Genomic DNA, 16200 nt, shown 5'->3' on the forward strand with positions numbered 1-16200 from the left:
TCAGTCTACGGGCCGCTCCGCTTCACCCTCCTGCTCGCGCTTCGCTTTTCGCCACAGGAAGAACGAAGAGAGTACACCCACCGCAAAGATCGCGAGCCACAGGATGAGCGCTCCCGTGCCGAAGGCACTCTTTGCCTCACCGCCCAGGTTCAAGGTCAGCACGATACCGGCGAGCACCACGAGGGCAAGCTGGAAGTACAGCTTGCGCTTTGCGACCGTCGCGCGATCCTTCGGGAGGCTACGCGCGTAGCGCACGGGATCGCCGCACTCCTCCCCCACGCTCCGGTGCGCGGCCCCGGCGCGCGCGTACGCGTCGTCTGCGAGCGCCTCGATGCGCTTGTCTGTGAGATCCCCGCGCACGCGTGCGGCGCGGATGAACTCTTCGCGCCAGTCGCCCCGGTCCTCGCCCGGACCAAAGAGCCGCGGCTCTTGCTTCTTTGGCGCAGGCCAGAGAGCGAACACGGCCCACGCGAGAGCACCGTACACGGGCACACCGATGAGGAACACAAACGACGAAAGCGCATACCTCTGGTCCGTGGTGAGCTCGAAAATTTTCGCACCCACGAGCGCGAGCACAAGGATGCTCACGGCGACAACAACGCACATCCATGCAAACGGCAAACGCCGAAGCGTCACGTCATACACCGCACGGCCGACCGCAATAAAAACTCCGAGCATGAGTGGGGCGATGAGCCCGCCGAGCGAGATGTCGGCGCTGAGACCATCACTGAGAAGCCACACGATCGTGAAGAGTATGGAAAGGCCCGCGGCCGCGATGAAGGCGAAGGCAACCATGAGACGCGCCGTCATGGGCGCGTCATCGTCAAGAGTTCCATTGCTGTTGCTCATCGCATCTCCGGTAATTTTCCGCTCGCATGTGCACTGACGTGACACTCTCACACGCTGGCGAGCGGGCGCAAGGCATTCAGGGCACCGGTATAGGCTTCCAAGACATATATAGGCGTTCTATGAGAACGCCATTGGTGCGGTAAGGAGGGAGATTCGCGATGAAAGTCGAGCGGTTTTTTCCCGCACTCATCGCGATTGCCTGCGCCCTTCTCTTCGGGTGTGCAACGGCCGCGCATATGCCGCCGCTTGTGGACATTGGCGCTGGCCCCTCGGCCCTCGATGTTTTCCACCGAGAGAACGAGACGAGCGAAACGCCACACGCCAATACGGAAATCTCGGGCACTTTCGAGCAGTATCAACCCGAGGGGAAAGGCCCGTTCGGCCCCGCCCTCGAGGTCATCGTGTGGGTGCTTCTCGCACTCGCAGGCCTGTGCCTCCTCATCGTCGTCGCACGCGTAGCCTTTCGCGCGTGGCATTCGAGGCGCGCCCTCACCCCGGAAACCGGCGTCGACGAGACACCGCTCGAGGTCGAGGCCTCCACCGTTGCCGCATCGCTCGAGGATGCTGCGGCGGCGCTCGAGCACCATACCGGCGACGATAAGCCCATCGTCGCCGCCTGGCTCGCGATCGAAAGCCGCCTCACGGCCGAGGGACACGGCCGCCACTCCTACGAAACCTCAAGCGAGTTCGTGCAGCGCGTCGTGGGCCCCGTGGGCCTCGACCTCTCTCACCTCGCGCGCCTCGCCGAGCTCTACCGCGCCGAACGCTACTCGAATCACGAAACGCCACCCGCCGTTCTCGAGGAAGCGCGCGATCTCTTACGACTACTGAGCCAACAGCTCGCACTCGGCCGCACCGGAGGTGGGCCTTCGTGAAACGTCTCGCGCTCACCTTCGCGGTCACGACAGCGGCAACGGTGGCGATCGTCCTCGCGCTGCACCTCGTGGATGTTCGCCTCAACCTCGCCTACGCTCTTGTATTCGTTCTCGGTGCACTGCTCGCCAGGGAGCTTACTGCCACGGGGCTCGCAGTCCATGAGGCACCTGAATTTCCACGCGTCCTCTACCGCGCAACCCCTGAGCTCGAGGCCGCGAAAGATCGCCGCGTGCGGCGCATCGAGGACGACCTCTTTCGCACAATTGAAACGAAGCGGCAAGGCCCGCGGCTTCCCGCGACGTATCTCCACAAGATCGCCTGCGAACTCGACACGCTCGCCGCCTCGCGCGGGGAAAGCCTCGCGCTCACGCAGCAGACGTCGGACCTCATCGCCCTTGCCCACGAAACCGGATCCCCCACCGATTCCCCGCGCCCGCGAGGCCCACGAGCACGGCTCACGCGACGCGCACTCGTGGCGGCGCTGCGCGACCTCGAACACGAATACACACGACTCACCGCCCCCGCCACCCACGCCAAGGAGAGGCCATGACCGACATCTTCACCCCCCGCGAGGCCGCCGAACTCAGCGCGCGCATCCTCGATGAGGCAGGCCGCGCCGTTGTGGGCAAACGTGAGGCCCTCACCAAGCTCCTCGCGGGCATCCTCGCGGGTGGCCACGTGCTCCTCGAGGACTATCCGGGCCTCGGCAAAACCCTCACGGCGAGGTCGTTCGCCCTCGCGCTCGGGCTCGAGTTCCGGCGCGCCCAGTTCACGCCTGACCTTCTTCCGGGCGACCTCACGGGCTCCGAGGTGTTCAACCAAAAAACGGGCGAGTTCGAATTCCGCCCAGGCCCCGTGTTTACGGGCCTCCTGCTCGCCGACGAGATCAACCGTACGCCCCCAAAGACCCAGGCCGCCCTCCTCGAGGCGATGCAGGAGCGCCAGGTGAGCATCGAGGGCACAACCCACGCGCTTCCCCACCCCTTTCACGTGCTCGCGACAGCGAACCCCGTGGAGACCGAAGGCACCTATCCCCTGCCCGAGGCCCAGCTTGACCGCTTCCTCATGCGCCTCACGTTCGGCTACCCGAGCGCGGACGACGAATGGGACGTCATCGCGCGTCGAATCGAGCGCCGCGAGGACACCATCGACGTTGAGCGCGTGCTCGCGGCCGGTGAGCTGGAGAAGCTCCAGCACTCGGTCGAAGCAATCCACGTGAGCGAAGCCGTGGGCCGCTATGCGGTCGCGCTCGTGCGTGAAACTCGCGAGCACAGCGATACCGCAATGGGGTCGTCTCCACGTGGTTCCCTCGCCCTCATCCAGAGTGCGCGTGCCCTCGCGCTCATCAATGGCCGCGAGTTCGTGATCCCCGAAGACATCAAGGCTCTCGCCCACGCGTGCCTCGAACACCGCGTGGTGATTCGGCCCGAACTGTGGCTCCAAAACATCTCCTGCGCGAGCGTAATCGACTCGATCCTCACACGCATCGACGCACCTGAGGCAGCTGCCTGAGCATGCACAGAACTCAGGCCTACACGCGCGCGGTGCTCGCTTCGGCGGCCTTCGTGCTCTACGGCGTTCTCGGCTCGCGGCTCGATGCGCTGCTCGTGGGATGCGGGCTTCTCGCGTGGATCGCGGTTGCACACGCCCTTCGCCCTCGCGCCAATACTCCGGCAACGCTCGAGGCTGCGGAGGCCAAAGTCAACGAGGGCGAGAGCGTCACCGCGACCGCCCGGGGTGCGCGCGGCATGCTTGTAACCATCGGTGCGCGTATGAAGGGCGGGCTCGAATACTCGCCGCGCTGGGCGGTCACAACCGATCTCGAAACCGCGCGCGTGAGTGCTAAAGCGCGGGTGTGGGGAACACATGAGTTTGGCCCGTTCACGGTGCAGGAAACGGATGCGCTCGGGGCATTCCGACGCCACCGGCGCCACGAAGCGCGCAAAATTTCCGCGGTTGCGGGCGCAACGGCGAAGCCGAGGCCTCTGGCACTCACGCATGTTCTCGGGGTGAGCGGTCCACACGCGTCTCGCACGAAGGGCGAAGGCACGGCGCTCGCCGACATTCGCCCCTACCGCCCAGGCGACCGTCTCAACAAAATCAACTGGCGCGTGACGTCACGCCGCGGCATCCTCCACACGAACGAAACGTTTTCCGAGCGAGACACCGACGTTCTCATCGTCGTCGACACGATGGCTGACATCCGCCCGATCGGCGCCGAACCCGGCGACGGGCGCGCCTCGAGTCTTGATATGAGCGTGGAAGCGGCAACCGTGCTCGCGCGCCACTACCTCGCCCTTGGGGACCGCGTGGGCATCCACGACGCGGGAGCGTTGATCGGCTCGATCCCCTTTGGCACGGGTGAGCGCCAGATGAGGCGCATCCTCGAAGCGCTCTCGCGTCTCTCGCGCGAAGATGCCGTGTCCCCGCGCCTTCGTCGAGCTCCACGTCTCCGGTCGGGCACACTCACCATCGCGTGTACCCCCCTTCTCAGTGAGGAGTTCATTGAGCAGATCGGCCTCATGCGCGCGCATGGCGCCGACCTCACGATCATCGATACGCTCCCCGCCGAGCTCACCGACACCTCGCGACTCACGGGTACGCCAATGCGGCGCATCGATGGCCTCGAGGATCCGCACCTGTGGGACGAAGCGTGGGTGATCCGCGGTTTTGAACGGCGCTTCGTGATCGCCGACCTTGAACGCCGCGGGATCCCAGTACTCACGCTCGAGGAGGCGCTGTGATTCGTCACCTCACCGATCGCCTGCTCGACGCGATCGACCTTCTTCGCTCGGTCGCACCTGCCCAGTGGTGCGCGAGGCTTGGCGCGCTCGCGTGCCAACTCGCCGCCGCCGTGCTCGTCGCGTGCGAAGCCACGAGTAGCTTCGCCGCTCCACTCACGATGGGGCTCATCCTCCCGTTCATCGCGCTTGCCGTGCTGAACCTGCTTCAGCTCGCCCAGCCCGGTTCGGAAGCGGGGCTTCTCACGTTTGCCGCGTGGCTTTTCGCGCTGTGGGCCTCACCGCCGCTCTCGATCGCCGCGTCGATCGGCCTCGCGGCTTCCTTGCTCGCGTCGCATTCCCTGTGGGCTATTGCTGCGCGTTCCCCCGCTCACGCGCACGCGAGCGGGCGTGCTGTCAGGCGGGTGCTCGGCACGCTCGCGCTCGTTTTCGGACTCGCGACCGCGCTCGTCGTATTTGCCCTCGTTCCGCTCTTGTTCATGCCGCAAGGGGCAATTCCGAGCGTCATCATCCTCGTGGCGATTCTCGTGGTATTCGGGGCTCTCGCGTGGCTCCTTTTGCCCCACAAGGATGAGGAAGAGAGCCAATCCCCGGTGAGTGGAAAGCGCTAGTCGCTCACACGCTCGGCGAACGCGGGGGCGGCGTGCATGATCTCGTCCATGTCACACGACCGCACGAAGGCCGAAGCGCCTTGTTCGCGCGCGGGGTCAGCGGCCCGGCGCCTTGTCACGGCGAAAGCGAAGCCCCGCGCCTCTTGGGGTGCATAGCCAAGCTCGTGCCACGCGGCGAGGACGTGCCTCATCGACGCCTCAACCGCACCCGCCGTCGTCAAAAAACGAAGCTCAACGCCCTTCTCACGCGCCTCGGCGAGGGCCTCCCACGCTCCGCCAACGGCCGCGAGGTCCCGCGAGAGTGGGTCAACGGCAACGCTTCGCACGCCTGCGTCAAGCGCCGCACGCACGATGCCCACGCGCGCGTCAACAGCGAGCGTGAGTTCTTCCGTGGCGATCCCGCGTTCAGCGGCTCCGGTCACGCACGCCGAGAAAAGGTCGGTGAGCGCCGCGCGGCCAATGGCGCGATGGAAACGATAACCGGAAGCCGTGCGCACACGGCCTTCGACAGCCCTGAGCGCGCCTCGCTCATCGAGCATGACGCGCGGCCGCGCGCCGGGTACCCGTTCGCGCAGCACAGATACCTCCGCGCCGATGCCCTCGGCAATGAGGGTGGGAAGTTCGCGCACGAGTCCCGCATCGGCGAGCGCGAGCTCGCCGGAGGCCATAAACACCGAAGAGGCGCACGAAACGGGCCCGAGTCGCACGAGGCTCAACGGGCCCTCATATTCGAAAAAAGCAAGACGGGCCGCGTCGAGACGCGCAAAGGCCGCGTCGCGGTTAGCGCGCCATCGTGTGCCTTCGCCCGGACCGATCCGCCAACCATAGGGCGCGAGGTCTCCCGAAACTGGAAGCATCGCAAGGGACGCGGGGAGCACGTGATCGAACGGGCCCTCGCCACCGAGCGCGAGCGACGGCTCGGCCTCGATTCCTTCCTCGAGGCTCGAGCCGAGTAGGGAACGCATACGCTCAAAGCGCGCAAAGAGCGGCCCGGCGACGGATGTCGACGTGGCCTCGCTCAGAGCGAAGGTTCCGTCGGAAAAAAGCGTGAGGAGCGAAGAGGGCGCTCCCTCGTGCACTGTCATGCGCGTGAGTCGAGAGTTGCCGAGGCGAGCACGCGATCGCCCGAATAGAGCACGAGAGTCTGCCCGGGGGCGACACCTCGAATCGGCCTCGAAAGCTCGACCGTGAGACCCGCGATTGCGCTCGCGCTGTCGTCGCCAGGCTCAACATCCGTGATCACGCCCGGGATCGCCTCTCCGTGCGCGCGAATCTGCGCCTCGACCTCGCGCCCGGAGTCGAGATCTTCGAACGGCACGACCTCGCTCGCCATGAGCGTGCGCGTTGAGAGCAGTTCCGCCGCCCCCACGATCACCTGGCGCGTGTCGGGCTTCACGTCGAGAACGTAGCGCGGCTTGCCATCGGGGGCCGGGCGGCCCAAGTTGAGGCCCTTGCGCTGGCCCACGGTGTAGCCATACGTGCCCGAATGCTCGCCAAGCACGCGGCCATCCACATCCACGATCTCGCCTGGCTGCGCACCGAGCTCGCGCTCGAGAAAACCGCGCGTGTCGCCATCGGGGATGAAGCAAATGTCGTAGCTATCGGGCTTGTGGCCCACGCCGAGCCCACGACGGTCCGCTTCGGCGCGCACCTCGGCCTTGTCGGCGAAGCCGCCGAGCGGGAAAACCGAGCGCGCGAGACCCTCGGGCCCCATGACGGCAAGAACGTAGCTCTGATCCTTGTGCATGTTGGCGCTCCGGTGGAGCGAGCGCGCCCCACCGGGCCCCTCGTTTCGCACCGAGGCATAATGCCCCGTGCACACCGCATCGAAGCCGAGAAGACGAGCACGGTCCATGAGGGCCGCGAATTTGATGCGTTCGTTGCAGCGCACGCACGGATTCGGGGTGCGGCCGCGCGAATACTCCGAAAGGAAATCCTCCACCACGAGGTCGTGGAAGTCGTTCGAAAGGTCCCACACGTAATACGGAATCCCAATGTGGTCGGCCGCGCGGCGGGCATCAGAGGCATCTTCGACCGTGCAGCAACCGCGCGAGCCGTTGCGGGTCTGTTCGCGGTTTTTTGAGAGCGCCATGTGGACGCCTACGACGTCATGCCCCTGCTCAACGGCAAGCGCCGCGGCTACGGCCGAATCGACGCCGCCACTCATCGCGGCAAGAACCTTCACCTCGCACCTTTCGCTCGAAAATCTCGAAAACGCCCTCCACTGTACAAAGCCCAGACACCGCGCACACGCGATGCGCGGGGCATCTCACGAAAATTTTCCACCATTCGAGGCAACCGCGCGTGCCTTCTCAAGAACGCTCGGAAGAACCCTTACAAGCGCCTCCACATCGGCCTTCGTGCTCGTCCAGCCAAGTGAGAAGCGAATCGCGCCGCGCATGAGGCGATCGGAATACCCCATCGCGGTGAGCACGTGGGAGGCCTGCGTGACGCCCGCGTGGCACGCGGAACCCGCAGAACAATCGATGCCCTCCTGGTCGAGAAGAAACAGGATCGCATCCTGATCCGCGCCCTCGAAGCACACGTGGATCACGTGCGGGGATCGCGGCGCATTTTCGGCCGTGAAGTGGGCCCGCGGGTCCATCTCGCGGATGCTCTGGCGCAAAAGCTCGGCGAGCTCATCGCGCTCAGTGCCACGAGCCTTCCGTTCCTCGGCGCTCTCGCGCAGCGCCACCGCCAGCGCGGCGGCGTGGGGCGCATCGAGCGTGCCTGAACGGATCCCGCGCTGCTGGCCACCGCCCGTGCCGAACGCGGAAAGCTTCACGGAGGGATCTGCAACGAGAAGACCCGCGCCCACGGGCGCGCCGATCTTGTGCCCCGTGATGGAACATAGCGGGATCTTCGAGAAATCCGGCGGTGCCATGTGCGCCATGGCCTGCACGGCATCGGTATGCACCACTGTTCCGTAACGCGAAGCAATCTCGACGAGAGCCTCGAGATCCTGAATCACGCCCGTCTCGTTGTTCACGAGGGCCGCGCTCACAAGGGCTGCGGCTTCACGACCCTCGACGGCCGCAAGAAGTTTTTCGGTCGCGGCAAGATCAAGGCGACCGTCGGAATCCACCGGCGCAAGCTCCCCACCGAGCGCACGCACGGTGTCCACGACCGCGGGGTGATCCGTCGAAAGCCCCACGACGCGTCCGCCGATCCCGCGCAGAGCAAGGTTATCGGCCTCCGTGCCACCCGAGGTCATGATGATCCAACCGCGCGGAACACCGAGCACATCCGCGATCTCCGCCACGGCGTCGTCAAAAATCCCTCGTACGCGGCGGCCCGACGCGTGCTGACTCGAAGGGTTGCCGAGCGTGCGGGCAGCCTCCGTGTATGCCTCGAGTGCGCTCGGGCGGATCGCCGTTGTTGCGGCGTGATCGAGATACACGCGGCTTTCTACCATGGTTTCGTTACTCCCTCGTCGTCGCCCTTGCCGCCGTCGTCGCCCTCGCCATTCGAGGGATCGTCGCCGCCGTTTTGCTTCTTGAGCTCTTCCTGCTTCTTCTGATCCTCGGGGTCAGGCGTGGGGCTCTGGCCGTCCTTGCCATCACCGTCAGGGTCGGTCTTCTTGGGATCGTTTTCGGGGTTCTCCTCGTCGTTCTCCCCTTTGTCGCTCGGCCCCTCGCGCTCTTCTTTGCCGGCCTCGCGGTCGGCCTCTTTGCGTTCTTCTTCGATCTGCTCGCCCGATTTGCCGGTCGAGCTCTTGTCCTCATTTGAATCGGAGGCACTACCGCCGTTTTGACATGGCGCAAGAACCTCTTCTGCCGAATACAGAAGATCCCCGCGCTCGCCTGGATCCTTCACACCCCGTGCCTCGCCCGCCATCGCCACCGCGAGGTTATTTCGGATCTTGCACTCGGCATGCGGCGGTTTGTTGAGGTCCATCCCCGTCGTCCACTCGCTCAAGGCTTTTTCAAGCTCTCCTCGCGCCTCAGAAAACTTGTTCTCACGGAGGTATGCGGTGCCTTTGGTGAGGTGCGGGAGGTAGGGCTCGAAGATATTGACCTTCTCGACTGGGCCTAGACGGTCCCTCGCGTCCTCGTAGTGTTCATTCGAATACGCGCCAAGCGCCCAGGCCTGGGTCAGCGGCATCGAAACGAAGCGCACGATACCCGCGGTGAGCACGAGCACGGGGATCGCGATCAGGAGCGCGCCGATGATCCGCAATGAGCGAAATCGTGAGCGGTCAATCCCGAAGTTTCGGCCCTGACGGGCCGAACGGCGAAGGCCTAAGCGCTCTCGCCACGTGAGCTTTGGAGCATCGTGCCTGTTCTTCACCATGGCTATCTCCTTCCGGCACGAGCCACATCTGCGCGACTCAGGGACTTGGGCAGGCGGAGAGTCAGCTCTGCGAGCTCCCAGATCGCCAACAGCGTAAAGGCGATCGAGGCGATCCAGTACCAGTCTTCAAAACTCGGAACGGCCTGCTCCTCGGTCGTATCAATGAGCGTGAGGTTGAGGTTCTTCCACGTGCCTTCAAGGCCGTCTTTTCCGCCCGTGCGGTGAAGGTAGCTCACGCCCATCTGCTGCGCGATAAATTTGAGGTTCTTTTCGTCTATTTTCGAAAGGCCGCGGCCACCCGAGGGGTCCTTGATGTATTCGCCATCGTTCTCGCCGCCAACGGCCTTCATGGGCCCGCCTTTGGGGGTACCGTAGCCCAGGACCGCCCCGCCATCGAGCTTCCCACCGAGCGCCCCGAACGGTTCGGATTCTTTGTTGTCGGTGTTTTCGCCGTCGCTCAAGAAGTACACGAGCAGGCGCGAGTGAGGATCGTCTTTTCGCGTTTGGTCCACGAGTTTCTGCAACGCTCCGCGCGGGCGGTCCACGTTGGAGCCTCGCGAATAGGCCGTCAATTCGGTACGTGCCGTGTCGATCCACGCCTTGACAGCGCCGGCATCAGTTGTGAGTGGAAGCTGCGCGGAGGCACTCGAATCGAACGTGATAATCGAGAATCGCGCGCCCTCCATGCCGTCCATAATTCGCCTCATGTCGGCTTTAGCCCCGTCGAGGCGCGGCTTCGAGCCATCGAAATCCTCGGCACTCATCGAGCCCGTGAGGTCCACAACGAAGATGACGTTGGCGTTGAGGCGCTGCGTACTGAGCGCTTCATCACCAGTCACGGGGCGCAGGGCCACAACGGCGAGTGCGAGCACCATGAGAAGACGCCGCAGCCAATCGAAGCGCGAGCCCTTGCGAACGCCGAGAAGAACGGCGCATGCGCTCACGCTCGGCACGAAGATGAGTACGATCGCCCACCACGGCATGATCGGGTGGATTCCCAGGTTCATCGCTGCCTCCATCCCACGACGATCATGGCGAGCAGCCCGATAAGAGAAATCGTGAAGAACAGTGCCGGGTGGTCGGTGCGGATCACACGCGGAATCGCGCCCATGTCGGCAGCTTGAGCCTTTTGAATCTCGGCGATGATCGAAGGGATCGCCCCAGGATCGCCCGAGGCCCAAAATTTTCCGCCCGAACGCTCGGTCTCGCTCTGTAGCTCTTGCGCGCAGTTACCCGTGCATGAGGTCGCTCCTGGGTAGAACGTCCACATCGTGATATCCCTGTTGATAAGGGTGTCGACCGCAGCGGGGGTTTCGTAGATGCCCGTGCCTCCCGGTTCATTGTCGGTCGCGACCACCACGAAGCGGGAGCGCTCCTCTTCCGCGTGATCGAAGAGCTGCCCGCATGAGGCCAGGCCATTGCCGATAAGCGAGGGCGGCAATGTTTCATCGTAGGTACCGCCCATAAAGTCCCAAAACTTCTCGATGTCTTCTTCGCTGTATTGCGCCGTACCCATGCGGTGGGCAACGGGATTGTATTTGAGCGCGTCGATCCCTCGCTTAAGTTCGCGGCGGATCAAGCCGTAGTCATTTGTGAGCGGGAAAACTGTGCGTGAGGCCGAGTTGAACACCGACAGGCCCACGCGCTCCCCCTTAAAGCCCTCCACGAGCTTGAGGTAACTCTCGAGGATTTCGCGGTCATAGGGCAGCATCGAGCCGGAAACATCGAGACACAGCACGATGTCGCGGTTCTTGAACGAGGGAGTTTCCACGCGCTCACTCGCGAGGCGTCCCGAAAGGAGCGCCCCCGTGAGCACGAGTGTGCCCGCGAGTGCAACGCTCACGAGGCGGAGAACGCGCGAGGCGCGCTGGGCACGGCGCACGCTTGGGAGGTGGTCGAGGTAACTCGTATTTCCCACGAAAAGTGCGCGATGGCGCACTACGCGTCGGTTGAGGTACGCGAGGGCCCAAGCGATGAGGCCCGCGATGAGAAGCAGACAGCTCAGCCACCAGAAACTCATGACCATGCGCGCACCACCGCTCTCGCTGCGTGAAGGCTTTCGGAAAGGCGCGTGCGGCTTTCGCGCGCATATCCGGCTTCGTGCGTGCGGGTGAGGAGAGTTCCGACGGTTGCCGTGCGGGGATCGAGCACGACTCTCTCGAGGGGTTCTTGGCGAATATCGAGCCCCTCGCTGCGGAGCACAAAAACGCGCAGAACTGCTTCGAGTTCGCGGTGGCCATCACGGGCGCTCATGGTGCCTGCCTCGACCTTCTCGCCGATGGCATTGATCGCGCGGAGGAACTCGGCCTTGAGGGCATCGGTCGCGCCGGGACGCTTTGCGTAGGCGCGACGCTCCACGAGCCATCTCGTGAGCCGAAGAAGCGTAAGGATGAGCGCGATGATCATGAGCGCGCACAGCACGGCGAGAATGAGCCACGCGATCGAATACTGGGGTGGGTCAATAATCTCAAGGCCGTCCATGGCGCGCCCCCTGCCTGCGGAACATCTCGATCATGTCGTCGACAACGTGGTCGTCGCCGTCGGTGAGAGTGTGGACGATCCCGAGTGAATCGAGCATCGCCGTGATCTCGGCTTCACGTTTCTCACGGAAGGCATCGGCTTCTTTTTGTACGGCCGCGACCGTTCGCGTGTGGCGCAGAATCTCGCGGGGATAACCCGGGTCAATGATGTCGGCTTCGAGGTCAACGCGACCGAGTGGGTCGGCGTCACGAATGCGCACAACGAGCACGTCGTGCCGGGTCATGAGGCGGCGAAGCACGCCTTCGCACTCGGGGCCCGGGTTCGCCTCATCGGTGATCAGGAGCATGAGGCTTGAGCGGCGCGTGAGACGCAAGGCGCGCGTGAGCGCCCACTCGACGTTCGCGGGAGCTCCGCCGAGGACTGTGTTCTTTTGGAGGGTACGCAAAAGAAGTTCAAGATGGCCACGCGAGGAGCGCGCAGGCAGCTGCAATTGATCGCCGGGGGTGCCCGCGACTAGGCCCACCAGATCGCCGTTCGCGTGCGCGAGGTAGCACAGGACACCGGCCGCGGTCACGAGCGCATCGCGTTTCACTGTGCCATCGGCGGCATTCGCTGCCATCGCACCCGAGGTATCGCCAATCACGCACAGGTAGCGCACGCGCTCCTCGTTGAATTGGCGAATGAGGGGCTCGCCGCTTCGCGCGGTTGCCTTCCAATCAATATCCGAGATCTTGTCACCCGGCTGGTAGTACTTCAGGTCGTCGAAATCCTCGCCACTGCCCTTGAACAGGGAGCGACCACGACCAGCGATCAGACCACGCACCTTTTTGGTGGTCGTGATCTCTACCTTGGCCTTGACCCTCGTGAGAAGCGACGCCAAAGCGGCCCCTACGGAAGCGGAACCGCGGAGAAAACCGCGTCGATGATCGTCTCGGGCGTAATTCCGCTCGCGAGCGCATCAAAGGTGAGCACGAGTCGGTGACGCAAAACCGAATAGCGCAGCGCGCGCACATCGTCCGGAGTGGCGTAGTCGCGCCCCTCCACGAGCGCGTGCGCCTGCGCGACGCGCATGAGGGCGAGCGAGCCACGGGGCGAGGCGCCCACGCGCACCGACTGCGTGAGGTTCTGAATGGGGCGCGGGCCGGAGCCACGCGTCGAAAAGACGAGGTCGATGATGTAGCGCTTGACCGCGGCATCCACGTATACGCGATCGACAGCTCGCTGGAGGAACTCAATGTCGTCGAGGCTCACGCTCGGCTGCACACTCTTCGGCGCGCTGAGCGTGCCCGATGTCGAGCGGTCGAGAATTTCATGCTCTTCCGCGGGCCTCGGATAGGTGAGGATCTCCTTCATGAGGAAGCGGTCCATCTGCGCCTCGGGCAACACGTAGGTGCCCTCTTCCTCAATCGGGTTCTGAGTCGCGAGCACCATGAACGGGTGCGGAAGGGGATACACCTCGCCACCGATCGAGGTCTGGCGCTCCTGCATCGCCTCGAGCATCGCCGACTGGGTTTTCGCACTCGAACGGTTAATCTCGTCAAGGAGCACAATGTTCGCGTGCACGGGGCCGAGCTGGGTCGTGAACTCGCCCGTACCGTAATTGAAGATCTGGGTACCAATAATGTCGTTCGGCATGAGATCTGGCGTGCATTGAATACGGCGGAACGAGCCGCCGATCGCACTCGCGAGCGCCTGTGCCGCGGTCGTCTTCGCGAGACCGGGAACGGATTCGAGGAGCACGTGGCCGCCAGCTGCGAGGCTCGTCAAAAGTGCAAGCCTCAAGCGTTCCTGGCCCACAACGCGCGAGCCGAACACGCGGGCAATGCTCTGGACGATATGCGCCGCCCGCTCGCGCTCGGCTGGCCCGAGTACGGGACTTTCTGGCTGGAATGTACGCGTACGCCCTGGCTGCTCGCCCACCGGACGCGGCGCGGGAGCCCCACCATTCACACTCATGTACGTACCTCTTTTGCCGCTTCCCAATCGATCACTCGTGCGCGAAGGCGCGCACCACGCCTCGACAATACCGAACCGCCCTCCAACGCACGTCATAAACACGGCAAACAGCGGAAGTCTGGAACAATGTTGCCGTGAACGTTCCTCCTCCCCCCACGACACCCGGCCTCACCGTAAACGCGGCAGGCGTCGGAACATACTCGATCCCCGCCCCGCGCGCCGAGCGAATTGACCTATGCATATTCGAGGGAGGGGATGAGCGCCGCATCCCGCTCCCCCACGTTGATGCGGGAGTGCACTGGGGTGCTGTTGAGGGACTCACCGAAGGCACACACTACGGTCTGCGCGCCCACGGACCCTGGGCTCCCGAGCAGGGCCTCGTGTTCAATCCGAACAAACTCCTCATCGACCCCTACGCCCACGGTATCGACCACGCCTCCTCACTTCTCGAATCGATGTTCGCCCACACGGTCGATTCGGGGCTACGCCCCGTCGAACCCCTCCAACTCGACCCGCACGACAATGCTGCCTCAGCGATCCACTCCGTCGTCACACGCGTGAGCCCCGAACGCTTCGACCCTTCACTGCGCCCCCGGACCTCGCTTCGCGACACCGTCATCTATGAAGCGCACGTGCGCGGTTTCTCAAAGCTCAATCCCCACCTCCCGCCCGAGCTGCGCGGTACTTACGCCGGGCTCGCCCACGAGGCGTCGACCACCTACTTACGCGATCTCGGCATCACCGCCCTCGAACTTCTCCCGATCCACGCGGCTCTCGACGAAGTTCACCTCACGCGCCTCGGCCTCACAAACTATTGGGGATACAACACCCTCAGCTTCTTCGCGCCAAACCCGCGGTACGCGACCAAAGCGGCACGCGAGATGGGCCCCGGCGCCGTGCTCGCCGAAGTGCAAGACATGGTGAACGCCCTTCATGCCGCTGGGATCGAAGTGATTCTCGACGTCGTCTACAACCACACGGCCGAAGGCGCTAAGGATGGCCCCACCGTCTCCTTCCGCGGGCTCGATGCGCGCGAATACTACTGGCAGGATTCGGGTCACCTCGCCGATTTCACGGGCACGGGCAACACGTTCGACGCACGCAGCCCCTACGTCGTCGACCTCGTCATGCGCTCGCTGAGGTTCTGGGCCAACATCGTGGGAGTCGACGGCTTCCGCTTTGACCTCGCGACGACCCTCGCCCGCACCTACCACGGCTTCGACCCGCGGCACCCGCTGCTCACCGCGATGCGTACCGACCCCGCGCTCGCGGGCATCAAGCTGATCGCAGAGCCTTGGGATGTGGGCAGCTTCGGCTGGCAAACAGGGAACTTCCCCGCAGGCATGAGCGAGTGGAACGATTCGTTCCGGGACGACATACGCGGATTTTGGCTCTCGAGCAATCGGGAGCTGAGCGAGCACGGGGCTCCGCAGCACCCGTATATTCGCGATCTCGCCACGCGGTTCGCAGGCTCCGCGGATGTGTTCCGCCGGGCTGATCCGCACGACCTTCCCCGAGGCCGCTCGATGCGCTCGCCACTTGCGTCCATCAACTTCGTGACCGCGCACGACGGTTTTACACTCGCCGATCTCACGACCTACAACGACAAACACAATGTCGACAACGGCGAGGACGGCCGGGATGGCACCGATAACAATCGCTCGTTCCACCACGGCACCGAAGGCCCCGATACCGCGCTGGAGGCCGTCCGAGATCGAAGCGCACGCAACCTTCTCGCAACGCTCCTGACGAGCGCGGGAGTCCCCATGCTGACCGCCGGCGACGAACGCCTGCGCACGCAAGCGGGCAACAATAACGCCTACTGCCACGACAGCGCTCTCACGTGGCTTTCATGGGAGTCAAACGAGCGAGTGGAGCGCCACCTCACCTTCACAAAACAGGCCATCGCTGTGCGCCACTTGCTCAGCTCTCTTCGCCCCTCGACCTTCTTCGACGAAGCGAGCCTTGAGGATCGCGACTCGGGAGGCATCACGTGGCTTAAGGGCGATGCCTCCCCCATGAGCCACGCCGACTGGTTCAATCCCGAGCGCCGCCATTTGAGCATTGCCATCCCTCACCGCGACGGTCTCACCGTGGTGGTCATGAGCAACGAGCAGGGCCCTCGAGAGGTGCAACTGCCCGCGAGCGCCTGGGGCGCGGGCCCGCTTCGCATCGCCCTCGACTCCTCACTCGGCGGTGCACGCCTCGACGTCGAACACGAGCGTCTCCACCTCGATGGGCCCACGCTCGTCGTGGTCCAGTCCAACGGTTGGCGCTCGTCCACATCGCAGGCGGAAAGTGCCGACAATCTCCCAGCGCATCCCGATAAACTTTGAGGCGCAGATCACGACCGGGCCGAGTTTGGGAGGCACAATGGCCACGAGGGCGAAAGC

The 16200-nt window shown here is 64.3% G+C and carries 16 protein-coding genes; 6 read left to right on the top strand and 10 right to left on the bottom strand.

All coding sequences use genetic code 11. From position 1 onward, the window contains the following. A complete protein-coding gene (locus NBW56_RS02140; protein ID WP_250257799.1) occupies nt 1–849 on the bottom strand; it encodes a hypothetical protein in 849 nt (282 codons plus the stop codon). A 158-nt stretch (nt 850–1007) separates the two neighbouring features. Here NBW56_RS02140 and NBW56_RS02145 point away from each other — a divergent pair, with 158 nt between their 5' ends. From NBW56_RS02145 to NBW56_RS02165, 5 genes are read left to right on the top strand one after another with little or no spacing between them, the layout of a single operon-like run. Then, complete coding sequence (locus NBW56_RS02145; RefSeq protein WP_250257800.1) at nt 1008–1724, top strand: DUF4129 domain-containing protein; 717 nt, start codon at nt 1008–1010, stop codon at nt 1722–1724. Then, nucleotides 1721–2275: a hypothetical protein gene (locus NBW56_RS02150; protein WP_250257801.1), complete on the top strand. Its 555-nt coding sequence runs from the start codon at nt 1721–1723 to the stop codon at nt 2273–2275. The genes NBW56_RS02145 and NBW56_RS02150 overlap by 4 nt, the downstream gene beginning before the upstream one ends. Further along, nucleotides 2272–3237: an AAA family ATPase gene (locus NBW56_RS02155; protein WP_250257803.1), complete on the top strand. Its 966-nt coding sequence runs from the start codon at nt 2272–2274 to the stop codon at nt 3235–3237. The genes NBW56_RS02150 and NBW56_RS02155 overlap by 4 nt, the downstream gene beginning before the upstream one ends. A gap of 2 nt (nt 3238–3239) precedes the next feature. Then, a complete protein-coding gene (locus NBW56_RS02160) occupies nt 3240–4469 on the top strand; it encodes a DUF58 domain-containing protein (RefSeq protein ID WP_250257804.1) in 1230 nt (409 codons plus the stop codon). Further along, on the top strand, nt 4466–5077 hold the full coding sequence (locus NBW56_RS02165; RefSeq protein ID WP_250257805.1) for a hypothetical protein: 612 nt from the start codon (nt 4466–4468) through the stop codon (nt 5075–5077). Before NBW56_RS02160 ends, NBW56_RS02165 begins: the two co-directional genes overlap by 4 nt. Here the strand turns inward: NBW56_RS02165 and NBW56_RS02170 are convergent. The 9 genes from NBW56_RS02170 to NBW56_RS02210 all read right to left on the bottom strand — a co-directional run bounded on the left by NBW56_RS02170 (nt 5074) and on the right by NBW56_RS02210 (nt 13807). Continuing rightward, the gene (locus tag NBW56_RS02170) at nt 5074–6162 is read right to left on the bottom strand and encodes a hypothetical protein (protein ID WP_065247997.1); all 1089 of its coding nucleotides are present in this window, start codon (nt 6160–6162) and stop codon (nt 5074–5076) included. The two genes, NBW56_RS02165 and NBW56_RS02170, sit on opposite strands and share 4 nt — an antisense overlap. Continuing rightward, nucleotides 6159–7262 (bottom strand): tRNA 2-thiouridine(34) synthase MnmA, encoded by a 1104-nt coding sequence (gene mnmA / locus NBW56_RS02175; protein ID WP_250257806.1) that lies wholly within the window; start codon nt 7260–7262, stop codon nt 6159–6161. Before mnmA ends, NBW56_RS02170 begins: the two co-directional genes overlap by 4 nt. An 84-nt stretch (nt 7263–7346) precedes the next feature. Beyond that, complete coding sequence (locus NBW56_RS02180; RefSeq protein WP_250257807.1) at nt 7347–8492, bottom strand: cysteine desulfurase family protein; 1146 nt, start codon at nt 8490–8492, stop codon at nt 7347–7349. After that, nucleotides 8486–9370 (bottom strand): hypothetical protein, encoded by an 885-nt coding sequence (locus NBW56_RS02185; RefSeq protein WP_250257808.1) that lies wholly within the window; start codon nt 9368–9370, stop codon nt 8486–8488. The genes NBW56_RS02180 and NBW56_RS02185 overlap by 7 nt, the downstream gene beginning before the upstream one ends. Nucleotides 9371–9372: 2 nt before the next feature. Then, nucleotides 9373–10377, bottom strand: a complete 1005-nt coding sequence (locus NBW56_RS02190; protein ID WP_250257809.1) for a vWA domain-containing protein — start codon at nt 10375–10377, stop codon at nt 9373–9375. Next, entirely contained in the window at nt 10374–11396 is a 1023-nt protein-coding gene (locus tag NBW56_RS02195) for a vWA domain-containing protein (protein WP_250257811.1), read from the bottom strand. The genes NBW56_RS02190 and NBW56_RS02195 overlap by 4 nt, the downstream gene beginning before the upstream one ends. Continuing rightward, complete coding sequence (locus NBW56_RS02200; RefSeq protein WP_065248003.1) at nt 11387–11851, bottom strand: hypothetical protein; 465 nt, start codon at nt 11849–11851, stop codon at nt 11387–11389. The genes NBW56_RS02195 and NBW56_RS02200 overlap by 10 nt, the downstream gene beginning before the upstream one ends. Continuing rightward, nucleotides 11838–12731, bottom strand: a complete 894-nt coding sequence (locus NBW56_RS02205; RefSeq protein ID WP_065248004.1) for a DUF58 domain-containing protein — start codon at nt 12729–12731, stop codon at nt 11838–11840. The genes NBW56_RS02200 and NBW56_RS02205 overlap by 14 nt, the downstream gene beginning before the upstream one ends. An 8-nt stretch (nt 12732–12739) precedes the next feature. Next, nucleotides 12740–13807 (bottom strand): AAA family ATPase, encoded by a 1068-nt coding sequence (locus NBW56_RS02210; protein ID WP_065248005.1) that lies wholly within the window; start codon nt 13805–13807, stop codon nt 12740–12742. A 134-nt stretch (nt 13808–13941) separates the two neighbouring features. On the opposite strand from NBW56_RS02210, the gene glgX reads away from it, so the two are divergent. Further along, complete coding sequence (gene glgX / locus NBW56_RS02215; protein WP_250257812.1) at nt 13942–16143, top strand: glycogen debranching protein GlgX; 2202 nt, start codon at nt 13942–13944, stop codon at nt 16141–16143. Nucleotides 16144–16200 lie beyond the last annotated feature (57 nt).

Origin of the sequence: Dermabacter sp. Marseille-Q3180 (genome assembly GCF_940792985.1) — a bacterium.
Lineage (GTDB): Bacteria > Actinomycetota > Actinomycetes > Actinomycetales > Dermabacteraceae > Dermabacter > Dermabacter vaginalis.

Excerpts from the sequence above, each read along its gene's own strand:
- NBW56_RS02140 (WP_250257799.1), bottom strand. The coding sequence starts at position 849 with ATGAGCAACAGCAATGGAACTCTTGACGATGACGCGCCCATGACGGCG.
- NBW56_RS02185 (WP_250257808.1), bottom strand. The coding sequence starts at position 9,370 with ATGGTGAAGAACAGGCACGATGCTCCAAAGCTCACGTGGCGAGAGCGC.
- NBW56_RS02180 (WP_250257807.1), bottom strand. The coding sequence starts at position 8,492 with ATGGTAGAAAGCCGCGTGTATCTCGATCACGCCGCAACAACGGCGATC.
- NBW56_RS02195 (WP_250257811.1), bottom strand. The coding sequence starts at position 11,396 with ATGGTCATGAGTTTCTGGTGGCTGAGCTGTCTGCTTCTCATCGCGGGC.
- NBW56_RS02200 (WP_065248003.1), bottom strand. The coding sequence starts at position 11,851 with ATGGACGGCCTTGAGATTATTGACCCACCCCAGTATTCGATCGCGTGG.
- NBW56_RS02160 (WP_250257804.1), top strand. The coding sequence starts at position 3,240 with ATGCACAGAACTCAGGCCTACACGCGCGCGGTGCTCGCTTCGGCGGCC.
- NBW56_RS02210 (WP_065248005.1), bottom strand. The coding sequence starts at position 13,807 with ATGAGTGTGAATGGTGGGGCTCCCGCGCCGCGTCCGGTGGGCGAGCAG.
- NBW56_RS02155 (WP_250257803.1), top strand. The coding sequence starts at position 2,272 with ATGACCGACATCTTCACCCCCCGCGAGGCCGCCGAACTCAGCGCGCGC.
- NBW56_RS02145 (WP_250257800.1), top strand. The coding sequence starts at position 1,008 with ATGAAAGTCGAGCGGTTTTTTCCCGCACTCATCGCGATTGCCTGCGCC.
- NBW56_RS02190 (WP_250257809.1), bottom strand. The coding sequence starts at position 10,377 with ATGAACCTGGGAATCCACCCGATCATGCCGTGGTGGGCGATCGTACTC.
- NBW56_RS02170 (WP_065247997.1), bottom strand. The coding sequence starts at position 6,162 with ATGACAGTGCACGAGGGAGCGCCCTCTTCGCTCCTCACGCTTTTTTCC.